General features: G+C 63.2%; 12 protein-coding genes. 4 read left to right on the top strand and 8 right to left on the bottom strand.

Features of this window, described 5'->3' with window-relative positions; all coding sequences use genetic code 11:
- Window positions 1-159 precede the first annotated feature (159 nt).
- A complete protein-coding gene (locus tag ACIQUF_RS10525; protein WP_403131182.1) occupies window positions 160-1,374 on the top strand; it encodes a glycosyltransferase family 4 protein in 1,215 nt (404 codons plus the stop codon).
- Here ACIQUF_RS10525 and ACIQUF_RS10530 read toward each other — a convergent pair.
- The 3 genes from ACIQUF_RS10530 to ACIQUF_RS10540 all read right to left on the bottom strand — a co-directional run bounded on the left by ACIQUF_RS10530 (window position 1,343) and on the right by ACIQUF_RS10540 (window position 3,682).
- Window positions 1,343-2,446 carry an NADH:flavin oxidoreductase gene (locus ACIQUF_RS10530; RefSeq protein WP_403131184.1) on the bottom strand — a complete coding sequence of 368 codons (1,104 nt, stop codon included), beginning with the start codon at window positions 2,444-2,446 and terminating at the stop codon, window positions 1,343-1,345. The two genes, ACIQUF_RS10525 and ACIQUF_RS10530, sit on opposite strands and share 32 nt — an antisense overlap.
- 122 nt (window positions 2,447-2,568) lie before the next feature.
- The gene (locus tag ACIQUF_RS10535; protein ID WP_403131185.1) at window positions 2,569-3,051 is read right to left on the bottom strand and encodes a glutathione peroxidase; all 483 of its coding nucleotides are present in this window, start codon (window positions 3,049-3,051) and stop codon (window positions 2,569-2,571) included.
- Window positions 3,052-3,196: 145 nt separating this feature from the next.
- A complete protein-coding gene (locus ACIQUF_RS10540; protein ID WP_403131186.1) occupies window positions 3,197-3,682 on the bottom strand; it encodes a peptidylprolyl isomerase in 486 nt (161 codons plus the stop codon).
- On the opposite strand from ACIQUF_RS10540, the gene ACIQUF_RS10545 reads away from it, so the two are divergent.
- Entirely contained in the window at window positions 3,681-3,983 is a 303-nt protein-coding gene (locus ACIQUF_RS10545) for a DUF3565 domain-containing protein (protein WP_403131188.1), read from the top strand. The genes ACIQUF_RS10540 and ACIQUF_RS10545 overlap by 2 nt on opposite strands.
- 32 nt (window positions 3,984-4,015) lie before the next feature.
- Window positions 4,016-6,103 (top strand): phosphate acetyltransferase, encoded by a 2,088-nt coding sequence (gene pta, locus ACIQUF_RS10550; RefSeq protein ID WP_403131190.1) that lies wholly within the window; start codon window positions 4,016-4,018, stop codon window positions 6,101-6,103.
- A 56-nt stretch (window positions 6,104-6,159) separates the two neighbouring features.
- On the opposite strand, the gene ACIQUF_RS10555 is transcribed toward pta, so the two are convergent.
- From ACIQUF_RS10555 to ACIQUF_RS10575, 5 genes are all read right to left on the bottom strand, one after another.
- Window positions 6,160-6,882 carry an OmpA family protein gene (locus ACIQUF_RS10555; RefSeq protein WP_403131191.1) on the bottom strand — a complete coding sequence of 241 codons (723 nt, stop codon included), beginning with the start codon at window positions 6,880-6,882 and terminating at the stop codon, window positions 6,160-6,162.
- Between the two features lie 109 nt (window positions 6,883-6,991).
- On the bottom strand, window positions 6,992-7,633 hold the full coding sequence (locus tag ACIQUF_RS10560; RefSeq protein WP_403131192.1) for an MBL fold metallo-hydrolase: 642 nt from the start codon (window positions 7,631-7,633) through the stop codon (window positions 6,992-6,994).
- Between the two features lie 325 nt (window positions 7,634-7,958).
- On the bottom strand, window positions 7,959-8,651 hold the full coding sequence (locus tag ACIQUF_RS10565) for a sensor histidine kinase (RefSeq protein WP_403131193.1): 693 nt from the start codon (window positions 8,649-8,651) through the stop codon (window positions 7,959-7,961).
- A complete protein-coding gene (locus tag ACIQUF_RS10570; RefSeq protein WP_403131195.1) occupies window positions 8,648-10,255 on the bottom strand; it encodes a response regulator in 1,608 nt (535 codons plus the stop codon). The genes ACIQUF_RS10565 and ACIQUF_RS10570 overlap by 4 nt, the downstream gene beginning before the upstream one ends.
- 111 nt (window positions 10,256-10,366) lie before the next feature.
- Window positions 10,367-13,084 (bottom strand): LuxR C-terminal-related transcriptional regulator, encoded by a 2,718-nt coding sequence (locus ACIQUF_RS10575; protein WP_403131197.1) that lies wholly within the window; start codon window positions 13,082-13,084, stop codon window positions 10,367-10,369.
- A 429-nt stretch (window positions 13,085-13,513) separates the two neighbouring features.
- On the opposite strand from ACIQUF_RS10575, the gene ACIQUF_RS10580 reads away from it, so the two are divergent.
- Window positions 13,514-14,617, top strand: coding sequence for an HBL/NHE enterotoxin family protein (locus ACIQUF_RS10580; protein WP_403131198.1), 1,104 nt, complete (start codon window positions 13,514-13,516; stop codon window positions 14,615-14,617).
- Window positions 14,618-14,643: the final 26 nt, after the last annotated feature.

Genomic DNA, 14,643 nt, shown 5'->3' on the forward strand with positions numbered 1-14,643 from the left:
GTCACCTGATCGAATGCATCTTCATCGGCTGCCTCCACTCGCTTCTTGAGGGCGTTGAAAGGAAATATTCATACAGCCGAAATTGCCAGAAATCAGGCGTCATCTGAGCGTCATAGGGCTGTCACATGAGCGCAACGCGGTAGGCGGAAACTTTTTGTCATGAATACACCTGCCCTACGCATCACCCTCGTCAGCGAAACCTTCCCACCGGAAATCAACGGCGTGGCCAATACCCTTGGCCGCCTCTGCGATGGCCTGCGCCAGCGCGGCCATCAGGTGGAAATCGTGCGGCCACGGCAGGCGGGGGATGTGCCTGCCGCTGACGACCCAAATGTGTTGCTGTGCCGCGGCTGGGGGTTGCCGGGATATCCCGGCCTGCAATGGGGCGAAATCTCGATGCACAAGCTGCTGCGCCGCTGGCGCAGGCAGCGCCCGGATGTGTTGTACATTGCCACCGAAGGCCCGCTGGGGTTGAGTGCGTTGCGGGCTGCGCGGCGCTTGGGCGTTTCGGTGGTCAGCGGCTTTCATACCAATTTTCCGCAATATTCCGGCCAATACGGCCTCGGCCTGCTGGCACGGTTGCTCACCCATTACCTGCGCTGGTTCCACCGGCGCACCGTCGCCACCCTGGTGCCCAGCGCCAGTCAGCGCCTGGAGCTGGAGCGGCGCGGCTTCGAACGCCTGGCACTGATGGCCCGTGGCGTCGATGCAGGCCTGTTCAACCCGGCCCGGCGCAGCCAGGCTTTGCGCGATGCCTGGGGGCTTGGCCCGGAGGACATCGCCGTGTTGCATGTCGGGCGGCTGGCGGCGGAAAAGAACCTGGGGCTGTTACGGCCGTGCCTGCAAGCCCTGCAGAAGAGTTATCCACAGCAGCGCCTGCGTTTGATCGTCGTCGGCGATGGACCACAACGGGCATCCCTTGAACAGCAACTGCCGGACGCCGTGTTCTGCGGCGCCCAACGTGGAGAAGCGCTGGCCGAACACTATGCCAGCGGCGACCTTTTCCTGTTCCCGAGCCTGACCGAAACCTTTGGCAATGTGGTGCTCGAAGCCATGGCCTCGGGGCTGGCGGTGGTGGCCTATGACGAGGCCGCTGCTGGCCAGCATATCCGCCACGGCCATAGCGGTGCCTTGGCCATGCCCGGTGACCAGGCGGCTTTCATCGATGCTGCCTGCTGGCTGCTGGAAGAAAGCGAGACCCTGCGCCGGGTCCGCCTCAATGCTCGCCAGCACGCCAGCCGCCAGGGCTGGCCGGCGATCGTCGAGCAGTTCGAGACGCACCTTTACAGCGCTTGCCACACGGCGCCTGCTGGCAGTGGGCCGGCAACCGCCGCACTGGCGATCAAGCCAGGCTCGACAGCGCCTCGCGGCTGAACGGCAGCACGTCCGCTTCGCGCCCTTCGCGAACCTTCTGCGCCCACTCGGCATCCACCAGCAGTGCCCGGCCCACTGCCACCAGGTCGAACTCCTCGTCGCACAGGCGCTGCAGCAAGCCTTCCAGGCTGGCTGGCTTGGCCACTTTGTCGGTGTCGACCATAAATTGCAGGAACTCGCCATCGAGGCCGACGCTGCCCACGGTGATGGTCGGTTTGCCGGTCAGGGTGCGCGTCCAGCCAGCGAGATTGAGCGTGGAACCTTCGAATTCCGGCTCCCAGAAACGCCGTGTCGAGCAGTGGAAAATATCCACACCGGCGTCGGACAATGGCTGGAGGAAGGCCGCCAGCGCTTCGGGTGTTTCGACCAGACGTGCGCTGTAGTCCTGCTGCTTCCATTGCGAGAAACGAAAGATGATCGGGAAGTCCGGCCCCACCGCGGCGCGCACGGCTTGGATCAACTCGATGGCGAAGCGTGAGCGGCCCGCCAGGTCACCGCCGTATTCATCAGTGCGACGGTTGCTGGCCTCCCAGAAGAACTGGTCTATCAGGTAGCCGTGGGCGCCGTGGATCTCAACGCCGTCCATGCCGATGGCCTTGGCATCGCGGGCTGCCTGGGCAAACGCTGCGATCACCTCACGAATGTCGTCATGGGTCATGCCCTGCACCTGCACCTGGCCATCCTTGACCTTCTCGCTTGGCCCGAAGCCCGGCACGCTGGCGTCCGGTTCGGTGCCCAGGCGGCGTACCGCACCGACGTGCCACAACTGCGGCACGATACGCCCGCCTTCGGCATGGACAGCCTCGACCACGCGCTGCCAACCGGCCAACGCATCTGCACCGTAGAAGCGCGGCACGTTGGCATAACCGTTGGCGGCCTTGTGCGCAACCGTGGTGCCTTCGGTAATGATCAGGCCGACACCCGCGGCAGCGCGGCGGCGGTAGTATTTGACCACGCCATTGTGGGGCACACCGCCGGGGCAGAAGGTCCGGGTCATGGGCGCCATGACAACGCGGGTCGGCAGCGTGAGCGCGCCGAGTGTGAAAGGCTGGAACAGGGGATGGCTGGACATGGGGCGCTTCCGTCTGGGTGAGGAAATGCGCCTGAGGTTAGGGGGCGTTACGGGGTTGGCACAGCATTATTGATCTGGGTGATTCTGCGCTATCGCCGGGGGCGCAAGCACCCCCTGGATAATCAGCCAAGCGCTTTCTCAATGGCCTGCACCACGGCCGGGTCGTCCGGTGCGGTGCGCGGGGCGAAGCGGGCCAATACCCGGCCATCCTTGCCCACCAGGAACTTCTCGAAGTTCCAGCTGATGTCGCCGGGGAACTCGGCGCCCTCACCAGCCAGCAGGCGGTACAACGAATGGCGCTGCGGCCCGTTGACCTCGAGCTTGGCGCCCAGTGGGAAGCTCACCCCATAATTGAGGCTGCAGAATTCCTGGATTTCCTTCTCGCTGCCAGGCTCTTGCCCGGCGAACTGGTTGCAGGGCAGGCCCAGCACTTTGAAGCCCTTGCCCTTGAACTGCTGATACAGACTCTCCAGCGAAGCGTATTGAGGTGTCAGGCCACACTTGGAGGCGACATTGACCACCAGCACCACTTGGCCCTTGAACGGTGCCAAAGGAAGGTCCTGGCCGTTCAGCGCCTTCAACGTCAGGTCGTGAAATGCACTCATGATGAATCCCCTCTCAGGTTCCCGGTTGCCGCTGGGGCGAATTGCGCCCACTAAAAAGGCGCTCCTCCAAGCCGTCCACCCTCCACGTTGGAGGCATGTCGGCTTGTCCGAGCGCCTGGCGACTTTCTGAGCTTAGCGCAGAAAATCAGTGGTGGTGGCCACCTTCGCCATGGATGTGACGGTGAGCGATTTCTTCTTCGCTGGCGTCACGCACGTCGACAACCTTGACCTGGAAGGTCAGACGCTGGCCGGCCAGCGGGTGGTTGCCGTCGACGGTCACGTCGTCGCCGTCGAGGTCACGGATGGTGACGATCTGCATCTGGCCGTCCGGCGCGGAAGCGTGGAACTGCATGCCCACTTCCAGTTCGTCGACGCCTTCGAACATGCTGCGGTTCAGGGTGCTGACCAGTTCGGCCAGGTATTCACCGTAGGCATCTTCAGGCTCGATCGAGACTTTCAGCTCGTCACCAGCCTGTTTGCCTTCCAGGGCTTTTTCCAGGCCCGGGATGATGTTCTGGGCACCGTGCAGGTAGACCAGCGGCGCGCCACCGGCGGAGCTGTCGATGGTCTCCCCGGCGTCGTTGGTCAGGGTATAGTCGATGGAGACAGCCTTGTTGGCGGCGATCAGCATGGGGCAAGACCTTTTGCAAAAGTATGTAGAGCGGACAAGTGTAACCAACGCATCGCCCGATTGCGACCGCAGCGGCGGCGCGGGGCGCCCCATCAGTCGGATCATGGGCTTTCACCAGGACGACGAAGGCCACTGGGTAGTCGACCTGTCCTGCGGCCACACCCAGCACCTGCGCCATCAGCCGCCGTGGCAGGCGCGCCCGTGGGTGCTCGACCCCGAGCAGCGTGCGCAGCGTATCGGCCAGGCTTTCGCCTGTGGCTGGTGCGCTCAAGGGGCCGATAGCGCTACCCTTGGCCGTTGATTCCTTGCAACGCTTTATTTCGAGAAGCACGCATGCAGACATTTTTCATTGCGCCGACCGACTTTGGGGTCGGCCTGACTTCGATCAGTCTCGGCTTGGTACGTACCCTGGAACGCGCCGGGCTCAAGGTCGGTTTCTTCAAACCGATCGCTCAGCCGCACCCCGGTGACACTGGCCCGGAACGCTCTACCGAACTGGTCGCGCGCACCCACGGCATCAAGCCGCCGATGCCACTGAGCCTGGCCCATGTCGAGCGCATGCTCGGCGATGGCCAGCTGGATGAGTTGCTCGAAGAAATCATTCGCCTGTACCAGCAAGCCTGCATCGGTAATGACGTGGTGGTAGTCGAAGGCATGGTGCCGACCCGCCACGCCAGTTATGCGGCGCGGGTCAACCTGCACCTGGCCAAGAGCCTGGACGCCGAGGTGATCCTGGTCTCCGCACCGGAAAACGAAGTGCTCAGCGAGCTGTCCGGACGGGTCGAGCTGCAGGCCCAGCTGTTCGGTGGCCCGCGCGACCCGAAAGTGCTCGGGGTGATCCTCAACAAGGTGCGTACCGACGAGAGCATGGTCGACTTCGCCACTCGCCTGCGCGAACATTCGCCATTGCTGCGCGGCAATGATTTCCGCCTGCTTGGCTGCATCCCCTACCAGCCCGAACTCAATGCCCCGCGCACCCGCGACGTGGCCGAGCTGCTCGGTGCCCAAGTGCTCAATGCCGGCGACTACGAACAACGGCGGATGAACAAGATCATCATCTGCGCCCGCACCGTGGCCAATACCGTTCCGTTGCTCACCCCCGGCACCCTGGTGGTGACGCCGGGCGACCGCGACGACATCATCCTGGCGGTGAGCCTGGCGGCGATCAACGGCGTGCCACTGGCCGGGTTGCTGCTGACCAGCGACAGCAAGCCCGATGCGCGCATCCTCGGCCTGTGCCGGGGCGCCTTGCAGGCCGGCCTGCCAATCCTGTCGGTGAGCACCGGTTCCTACGACACCGCCAACCTGCTCAATTCGCTGAACCGCGAAATCCCGGTGGATGACCGTGACCGAGCCGAATTCATCACCGACTTCGTCGCCAGCCACCTGGACGCTGCCTGGTTGCACCAGCGGTGCGGCACGCCGCGCGAACTGCGGCTGTCACCTGCGGTGTTCCGTTACCAGCTGATCCAGCGGGCGCAGCAGGCCAACAAGCGCATCGTCCTGCCGGAAGGCGCCGAGCCGCTGCTGGTACAGGCGGCAGCAATCTGCCAGGCACGTGGCATCGCCCGATGTGTGCTGCTAGCCAAGCCAGAAGAAGTCGAAGCCGTGGCCCGCGCCCAGGGCATCACCCTGCCGGCGGACCTGGAAATTCTCGACCCCGAGCTGATTCGCGGGCGCTATGTCGAGCCGATGGTAGACCTGCGCAAGAGCAAGAACCTCAATGCGCCGATGGCCGAGCAACAGCTGGAAGACCCGGTGGTGATCGGCACCATGATGCTGGCGCTGGACGAGGTCGACGGTCTGGTCTCGGGCCTGGTGCACTCCACTGCCAACACCATCCGCCCTGCCCTGCAGCTGATCAAGACCGCACCGGGCGCGAGCCTGGTGTCGTCGGTGTTCTTCATGCTGTTCCCCGAGCAGGTGCTGGTGTACGGCGACTGTGTGATGAACCCGCACCCCAGCGCCAGCGAGCTGGCCGAAATCGCCCGGCAGAGCGCGGAATCGGCGCAAGCCTTCGGCATCGCGCCGCGGGTGGCGATGATCAGCTATTCCAGCGATTCGGCGAGCGACGAAGAGGTGGAAAAGGTACGTGAGGCCACACGCCTGGCACAAAGCGCGGAACAGAGCCTGCTGATCGATGGCCCACTGCAGTACGACGCCGCCGCCAACCCGGTGATTGCTCGCCAGATCGCCCCGAACAGCCCGGTGGCCGGCCGCGCGACGGTGTTTGTGTTCCCCGACCTGAATACAGGCAACACCACCCATAAGGCAGTCCAGCGCAGTACTGACGGAGTCAGCCTAGGGCCGATGCTGCAAGGCCTGCGCAAGCCGGTGAATGATCTGCCGCGCGGCGCGCAGGTTGATGACATCGTGCACACCATCGCGCTGACGGCCATTCAGGCCAGCACCATCGGCTGAACTAAAAAGGGCAGGCTCCGAATGGGCCTGCCCTTTTTATTGCCGCAAGCTACCGCTTACGGATACTGCTGCACCTGACCCTGCTGGTCATACTGCTGACCCGGGATCGGCTTCAGGTTGACCTCGACACGGCGGTTCTGCGCACGGCCATTGGCATCGGCGTTGCTGGCAATCGGTTGGTCCGGGCCCATGCCGCGCACGGTAACGCGCGAAGCATCAACGCCTTGCGAGCTCAGGTAGGTGCTGACTGCCTGGGCACGGCGCTGCGACAGGTCCATGTTGTGCTGGCGGCTGCCAGTGCTGTCGGTGAAGCCGACCACTTCAATGGTGTTCTGGTTGAACTGCTTGAACGAGTTGGCCAGGTTGTTCAGCGGCGAATAGAAGCTCGGCGCAATGTTGGCCGAGTCGGTGGCGAAGGTGATGTTGCCCGGCATGATCAGCTTGATCTGGTCGCCCTGGCGCTGCACTTCGACGCCAGTGTTGGCCATCTGCGCACGCAGTTCCGCTTCCTGCTTGTCGGCGTAGTAACCGTAACCGGCGGCGGCGGCACCTACTGCGGCGGCGCCGATCAGCGCGCCCTTGCCACGGTTGTTGTGGTCGATAGCCGCACCGGCGATGGCACCGGCCAGCGCGCCCAGGCCACCGTACTTGGCGGTCTTGCTCATGCCGGTCGAGCCGCCCTGCGCCTGGCCTTGGCTGTCATAAGGGTTCTGGCCAGCACAGCCGGACATCAGGGCTGCAGCGGTTGCGACGATAATCAGACGACGCATGGTGAACATGGACAAGCTCCTACAAAAATTCGTGTGTGCGGCAAATCATGAATGGTTCTGTGCCAGCCTTGGATTGCCCGACGGCAAAAAAATTCCATGAAAGGCTTTTAATGCGAATTCACGCCCGCACGAACGGGTTCTCGCGCATTTCGTCACCCAGGCGAGTCTCCGGCCCGTGGCCAGTGACCACGATGGCGTCCTCGTCCAGGCGATACAGCCGCTCCTTGATCGAGCGAACGATAGCGCGCTGATCGCCGCCCCACAAATCGGTGCGGCCGATGCCGCGGCGGAACAGCGTGTCACCGGCCACCAACAGCTTGGCCTCGGCGAACCAGAAGCTCATCGAGCCTGGTGTATGCCCAGGGGTGTGCAAGGCCACGCCGCAGCCGCAGGCGAGTTCTTCATCGTCGCCCAACCAGCGGTCGGGTGGCGGTACCGGCGTGTAGGGTACACCGAACATCTGGCATTGCATTTCCAGGTTGTCCCACAGCGGCTGGTCGTCCTTGTGCAGGTGCAAGGTGGCGCCAGTGAGTTCCTTGAGCTTGCCTGAAGCGAGGAAATGGTCGAAGTGCGCGTGGGTGTGGATGATGCTCACCAGCGTCAGGCCGTGGGCCTGCAGGCGGGCGAGGATTTTGTCCGGGTCACCGCCTGGGTCGACGACGATGGCTTTCCTGGTGACGGGGTCGCCGATCAAGGTGCAGTTGCACTGCAGGGGGCCTACGGGGAAGGTTTCGCGGATGAGGGGGGCTTTGGAAAGCATCAGGGCTACCGGGGCGTGGGGTGGTGGGGTCGGGCGCTTGTCTTTAGTTTCATGGTGTCGCGCAGATCGAGCGCCGCCCGCGCGGCGCATCGCGGATGAATCCGCTCCTACGTTTGTTTCTGGCCAATTATGTCAGTGGGATTTGCGCGCGGCCGCCTTGGTGCCCCCGCGATACCGAGTCGTACAAACAAGGCGGTCGCGCGCGTCGGTCACTGACGTTACTGGCCGGAAACAAACGTGGGAGCGGATTCATCCGCGATGCGCCGCGCGGGCGGCGCTCGATTTCATGGGCGCAGGATAACCCATGGCGGGCACGTAACCTCAATCACGGCAAATACAACCTAAACAACCCACCCCCCAGCGCTCCACCATTGGCAATCTCGATCCGCCCCCGCACCCCATCACGTTCATGCAGCGCCGCAATCCGCGCCGCGAAATACAACCCAAGCCCGGTGCTGCCGCTCTGCGCATCAATGCCCTGCACGTAATCCTGCTGCCGTTCGAGCATACGTGCCGGGTAGCCGGGGCCGTCATCGTTGACGCTGATCACCAGTTGTTCGTTTTCTTCCTCGATGCTGATCAACAACGCGTGCCCGGCATAGCGGGTAGCGTTGGTGACCACGTTGGCGATCACCGAAGCGACCAGTTCACGGTCGAAGAAACCCAAGGGGTTTTCGCTGTCGATACGCCAGGTGGCGAGGATGTCGTTGTGTTCGAGCACCGGCTGATGGGCCGCCAGCTGCGCTTCGATGAAGTCTTCGAGTTCGTGGTAGTCCGGGCACACCGGCAACTGGTTGACGCCCAGTTTGTACAACCCAAGCATCTGCACGAGCATGCCGTTGAGGTGGCGGAATTCGTGCTCGATCACCCCTTGCTCGGGGCCGCTGCGAAGCTCTTCAGGCAGGCGCGCCAACCACTGGTCGTGGGATTGGATCAGCGCCGAAAGCGAGTTCTTCAGGTCGTGCACGGTGGAGGCGATCACCGTGGAAAAATCCAGCCCCTGATTGTCCTGGCTCATGCGCCGAAAACCTTGATGTGCAGTTTGCGATAGCGGTCGTAACGGCTGTCGCTGGCTGGTATGCCCGCCACGCTGGTCAGGCAGTTGCGACATTCCTGCAGGATCGCCGGTGGCGTGGCTTCGCCCCCGATACGCAAGAGCGCCTGGGCCGTATTGAGGGCGATGCTGATGTTCTTGGGTTGCAACGACAGGGCCTTGCGGAACATCTGCAACGCTTCGTTGAGCTGCCCAGCCTGATAACTGCGCACGCCCTGGCGATTGAGGTCGACCGCTTCGGTGACGGCACCGAGCACCGCCGGGTCATCAGTCAACTTGGCCACGCTCTGCATGACTTTGGGGTCATCGCCGTAGGTTTCCACGCAGCCCTTGAGGATGGTGCCCCCGGCGGCTTCCTGGCCAAGCGACTGCAGCTGTTTGGCGACGGTCAGGGCGGCTTCGACCGAGAAGAACTGGTCCATCTTGTCCAGCCGCTGCATCGCCTGCTCGGTGAGCTTGGCGGCGGTCTCGGCGTCGCCGGCCTGCTGCAGGCTGGCGGCTTTCATCAGCCGCGCGCGCACTTGCAGCCCCTGGTCCTCGACATTGTCCTTGGCCACCTCGCTGAGCACGGTGTTGATCTCGACCCGCGTTCGCGCATCCAGGCCGAAGCCGGCATTCTTGTTCATCAATGCCTGCACCAACCCCAGGTTGCTTTCGGCATCCTTGTAGCGCGAGCTCTGGCCCTGATTCACAGCGTGGCGGAAGGCCTTGGAGGCGCTCTCGAAGTCTTCGTTGTCCAGTGCCAACTTGCCTAGCGCGGCCTGTCGGCGTACCGCCAGCGGCGACAGTCGCACCGCCTCTTCAAGCATGTTCTGCGCGCGCTTGCTCTCGCCTTGCGCCACCAGCACTTCGGCCATGCCGTCATACAGGCTAGGCATGATCGGGAACGCCTTGAGCGCCTGTTCGTAGACGCCCTGGGCCTGGGCGTTCTGGCCGCGCTTGTGCATCAGGCTGCCCAGCGCCGCATACACCCACGGCTGCGGCCGGCTGGCGAGGATGCCCTTGAGGAATTTTTCCAGCTCGTCGAAGCGGTTGAGGTCACGCAGGGCATCGGCGCGGTAGCGCAGGCACAGGGGCGCGAAACGCGGGTCTTTCTTGCACAGCTCGGCGCAGGCGGCCAGCACTTCGGCCGGACGACCGCGGTCCAGCGCCTGGAGGATCGGCTTGAGCAAGGTCTTGCGTTGCGTCAGCTTGTCGAGACGTTGAGCCAGGCCAACCCGGTTGAACGGCTTGGTCAGGTAGGCATCAGGCTCGTGCTCCAGGGCACTGAGCACGATGGCCTGGCTGCTCTCGGCGGTGACCATGATGAACACGCACTCATGGCTGATCAGCTTGTCGAGGATCAGGTCCTCAAGCACTTGCTGGCCGTTCTTCTTGCCATCGCCGAGGTGGAAGTCCTGAAGAATGTAGTCATAGCGCTTCTGCCCGCACATACGCAGGGCCTGCTCACCGCTATCGGCAGTGTCGACCTCACGCACCCCCAGCTCGCGCAGCATGGAGCGCGTCGACGTGCGAAAGTCAGTGAAGTCATCGACGATCAGAAAGCTCTTTTGCCCGTACTGCAGCATCAACACGACCTGTACTGGATGATGGGAGGGTGGCCTGGGGCGATGCAGATCGCCGAACGTTGTATCGGCCACTTGTCGGGAAAGATGAGGACAGACACTGCAGCGTTGTGATCAGGCCAACAAACCCAACGATTTGGCCCTGGCCACGGCCTGGGTTCGCCGCTCCACACCCAGCTTGCTGTTGATGTGGCTGGCGTGGGTCTTGACCGTGTGCAGGGAGATGAACAGGCGCTCGCTGATCTGCTGGTTGGAACAGCCCTGGGCGATCAACTCGAGTACCGCCAGCTCGCGTCCACTCAGGGCTTCACCCGTACCGTTGGCAGGCGCGGCCAGCTCGGGCAGGCGCGTCAACAGGTCTACCTGGACCTTGCAGGCAGACCGCACGAGCAGGTGCTCGCGCAACCACAGCGGATGCACCTCGATCAGCCGCTGGAAGGGTTGCATCACCCCACCCTGGGCTGCAGTCAAAGCCATAGGCAGCAGTTCGACAGCCTGCACCTCGCGCCCTTCCTCCAGGCACAAGGCGATCCACTGGCACAGTGCACTCAAGCTAAGCATCATGCCGCCGCTGGCCTGCCCGCGCTCGACCAGGCCACGCAAGCGTGCGACGGCGTCATCGCTGCGGCCCTGGATGCGTTCGAGCAAAGCCTGTTGCAAAGCAATATGCAGAGGCAGCAATGGGTGAAATTCCGGCGCCGCAGCCGGTTGATCACCGCCGTAGGTCTGGCCCAGGCGCAACAACCAGGATTCAGCCAGGTCGGTACGGCCTTGAGCCAGCCACAACTCGCACTTCACCAGGGTGATCATCGCCAGGTAAAAGATCGGCGGCACATCCCAGATATGCATCAACCGCTCAGCCTCGGCCAGTTCCGCAAAGGCCTCGGCGTAGTGGCCCTCACGACCATCGAGGGCGGCGATAACGCAGTGGCCGATCAGCACACTAATATCGCGACAGGCGCGTGCTTCTCCCAGCCCTGCCCGCAAGCGCGCACGCCCTTGCGCAGGTTGCAGCCGTGTCACCAGCAGATAGCCTTCGTACAGGGTCAGCCGCGCACGCACTGCGTAGAGCCGCTGTGCAGAAAGCCCCTGCAGGCGCTGCAGCCCCTGGCGCACTTCGTCCAGCGCGCGCAGCGCCTCGCCACGGGCATGCAACACCCGCGCGCGGTCGTAGTGCGCCAGGGCTTCGAACAGAGGGTTGCCGACCCGCTGGGCCAGTTCCAGTGCCTCACGGTTCCAGCCCCGGGCGCGCCAGAAGTCACCGTCGGCGATGGCCAGGTTGGACAGCGTCGACAGGCACACCAGGCGCTGGCCGTAACGCTTGCTGGGCAAGCTCTGCAGCGCCTCGCCGCAATAGGCCAGGGTGCGTTCGCGATCCCCGCGACCACGGGCGATTACTCCGCTCAGCGCCAGCCACTGTGCCAGCATCGACTTTTGCGCGGTTGCCGATGGGGCGGGCAGAAAGCGGCTTAGGTAGCTTGCCAGTTCTTCAGCGGCATCCAGTTGGCAGGCCAAGCCCAGCGCCCAACTGTAGAGAACGATCAAGCGTGGCGTGCTGATCAACAGACTGTCGGGCAGGTCCATTTTCCAGCGCAGCAGCATGCCGACGTTCTGCTCTGCCAGCAGTTGTTCCTCCGACAAGCTCTGCACCAGGTTGGCGGCCACGTCCAGATGGCCGGCACGCAAGGCTTGCTCCACGGCCTCGTCGAGCAGCCCCTGGGCCTGGAACCAGCGGCAGGCGCGCAAGTGCAGGCGCGCCTGCGGTTCGCTGGATTGGCGGCTGCGCAGCAGGTCGGAAAACAGGTGGTGATAGCGGTACCAGTGGCCGTGCTCATCCAGCGGCACCAGAAACACCTGATGAGCCTGCAGGTAGTGCAGGATGGCGGCGCTGTCCTCGCGCTCGCGCAGCGCATCGCACAACGCCGCGCAGAAACGCTCCTGACAGGCAGTGTCGAACAGAAACGCCTGCACCTCGATTGGCAGAATATCGATGACTTCTTCAAGCAGGTAATCGCGAATCAACCCCTCGCCACCATGCAGGGCTTGCGGCAGGGCATGTTCATCGCCGGATTCGCTGGCAGCCAGCTGCCAGAAGCGCAGCCCGGCCACCCAGCCGTCGCTGCGCTGGATCAGGTTGTCCAGGGCCTGGCCGCGCAGGCCTGTCGGTTGTCGACCGATGACTGCCAGGGCTTCGTCCGGCGTCAGTCGCAATTCCTGCTCATTCACTTCGATCAGTTGGCGCGAGAGGCGCAGCCGTGCCAGGTGCCAGTCGGGCCGTTGACGGCTGGTAACCAACAGGACCAGGCCGCCTGGCAAGTGATTGAGGAAAAACTGCAGGCAGCGGTCGAGTACTGGCCCCTGGGCGAGGTGATAGTCATCCAGTACCAGCAGCAAAGGGGTATCGGCCTGTAAATACAGCGCCAGTTCGTCGAGCAGACCGTCAAGCCATTCCTCGAAAGCGAAGGGCTGGTGGCGCTGGCGCATTTTCAGCAGCCCCATGGCCTGGCCGCCCAGCGCTGGGCAGTACTGCTGCAGGCCTTCGAGCAAGCGTTCGAGGAAACGACCAGGGTCGGCGTCGCGTTGGCTCAGGCCAAGCCAGAGGCTGCGCCACTGGCCGGGCAATGCCTCACAGAACTCGATGGCCAGAGAGCTTTTGCCAAAGCCTGCCGGAGCGTTGACCAGCAACAGGCGCCCGCCGAGGCCGGCTTGCAGGCGCTGGCACAGGCGCGCGCGCGGCACGTGACCGTCCGGCAGCGGCGGCCGGAAGAAACGCCCGTCCAGCAGGCCCATGGCCTGGCTGGCGAATCCATGCGTACGGGACAAATCTGTCATGACCGGCTCGTTCTGATTGGAAGACTACGGCGGTACGGATGCTTGCGAGACTAGCGGGTAACGCCGCGCATTTGAAGATGATGGGCACAAATGACCCGCAAAAGACTACGACAAAAAGCAACAAGCCTGATGGACAACGCGTTCAGGCGGGGTTTGATGAGATATTCATCGCCTTTATCACGCCTCGAATTTGCAGCCACCTGCCCTTCCGTCGGGTACCGGGGCCTCGCCGACCAATCGACTCGCAATCACCATTTGCCAGGTCTACGCTGGCTCCGTGATGTCAACCAGACATCACAGCGGGACTGTCATAGATGACGTTCCGTGCAGTCGCTGCAAGAAGGCAGGGAGCGTTCTTGTTTCAGTGCTGTTGCACACGTGGCAAGCCATGCCCCCTGAAAAATCGTTAGCTCTCTCAAGGAAAGAAAGATGACCAACGTCCAACAGCTGCGCCCGCTCTTCACCAACAGCATTCTGCTGACCGACGACCACAACGACGCCATCAACCAGACCGCTTCGGCCGGTTCACTGGTTAATGGCGCCTGCACGGCCATTCTGCAACAAGCCAACATGGATGTGCCGGCGATGCCGGAAATGGCCAAGCACCAGCAGACCGCACGCGACCATGCCAACCTCTGGATCAATACGCTGCAACCGGCGCTGATCGGCAGCATTGGCGGCGTGGTCGGTTTCTCCAACCAGTTCAATGCCTACCTGGCGCCGCTGCTCAAGGCGGCCGCCAATGTCAACACGGACCCCAAGGCTCGCCAGACGGTGGTCGAGGGCCTGCAACTGTTGCAGACCGCCGCAAACACACAAAAATCCAACGCGGTGCTGGCCAATCAGTCCGTGGACGATTTCCGCAAGAACTTCTCGGTCGATTTCTCGGCATTTGCCACTGATATCGACACGCTGACCCAAAAACTGGCGGGCGACAACGGCGAGATCATTCAACTGCAGGCGGAAATGGCCGCACGCCAGAAAGCCATGAACAACGACCTGACCATGATCGCCGCAGGTGCCACCGGCGCGGTGGTTGGGGTGCTGATGATCGCGGTAGGCGTATTGGCCGAAATCCCCAGCGCGGGACTGTCCACTGGGCTGATCGTTGCGGGTGGGGTTGTAGTGGCGGGAGGTGCGGCGGTCACTATCTATGGTTCGGTGGACTACTCCAGCAACATGAAGAAATACAAGGCGGCAGCCGAGAAACTTGCCGCAGACCAGGCCGAAATCGTGCTGATGACGCATGCCAAGGGCCAACTGGGCACGTTGAACCAACAGATCAGCAACGCCATCGGCGCACTCAATGCCATGGAATCGTCTTGGCAGACGTTGATCAGCAGCCTGGATACGCTGATCAAACAAGTGCAGTCCACCGATGTCGACAGCGCGTTCCTCACCGCACAGCTGAATGCCGCCTGCAGTGACTGGGACGACATGGCCACACAGGCCCGCAAGGTGCAGGACATGATCAATCCTGCGCCCGTTCCACTCTCCGTCGTCGAGAACATCCCAACCCCAGCGGCTGCCTGAAGGGCACCTGCGCGCCGGCCCGGTCG

It is taken from the genome of Pseudomonas sp. NPDC090233, from assembly GCF_044772285.1.
Lineage (GTDB): Bacteria > Pseudomonadota > Gammaproteobacteria > Pseudomonadales > Pseudomonadaceae > Aquipseudomonas.

Coding starts and splice junctions, on each gene's coding strand:
- ACIQUF_RS10530 (WP_403131184.1), bottom strand. CDS start 2,446: ATGTCCAGCCATCCCCTGTTCCAGCCTTTCACACTCGGCGCGCTCACG.
- ACIQUF_RS10580 (WP_403131198.1), top strand. CDS start 13,514: ATGACCAACGTCCAACAGCTGCGCCCGCTCTTCACCAACAGCATTCTG.
- ACIQUF_RS10565 (WP_403131193.1), bottom strand. CDS start 8,651: ATGAGCCAGGACAATCAGGGGCTGGATTTTTCCACGGTGATCGCCTCC.
- ACIQUF_RS10575 (WP_403131197.1), bottom strand. CDS start 13,084: ATGACAGATTTGTCCCGTACGCATGGATTCGCCAGCCAGGCCATGGGC.
- ACIQUF_RS10545 (WP_403131188.1), top strand. CDS start 3,681: ATGGGGCAAGACCTTTTGCAAAAGTATGTAGAGCGGACAAGTGTAACC.
- pta (WP_403131190.1), top strand. CDS start 4,016: ATGCAGACATTTTTCATTGCGCCGACCGACTTTGGGGTCGGCCTGACT.
- ACIQUF_RS10540 (WP_403131186.1), bottom strand. CDS start 3,682: ATGCTGATCGCCGCCAACAAGGCTGTCTCCATCGACTATACCCTGACC.
- ACIQUF_RS10535 (WP_403131185.1), bottom strand. CDS start 3,051: ATGAGTGCATTTCACGACCTGACGTTGAAGGCGCTGAACGGCCAGGAC.
- ACIQUF_RS10525 (WP_403131182.1), top strand. CDS start 160: ATGAATACACCTGCCCTACGCATCACCCTCGTCAGCGAAACCTTCCCA.
- ACIQUF_RS10560 (WP_403131192.1), bottom strand. CDS start 7,633: ATGCTTTCCAAAGCCCCCCTCATCCGCGAAACCTTCCCCGTAGGCCCC.
- ACIQUF_RS10570 (WP_403131195.1), bottom strand. CDS start 10,255: ATGCTGCAGTACGGGCAAAAGAGCTTTCTGATCGTCGATGACTTCACT.
- ACIQUF_RS10555 (WP_403131191.1), bottom strand. CDS start 6,882: ATGTTCACCATGCGTCGTCTGATTATCGTCGCAACCGCTGCAGCCCTG.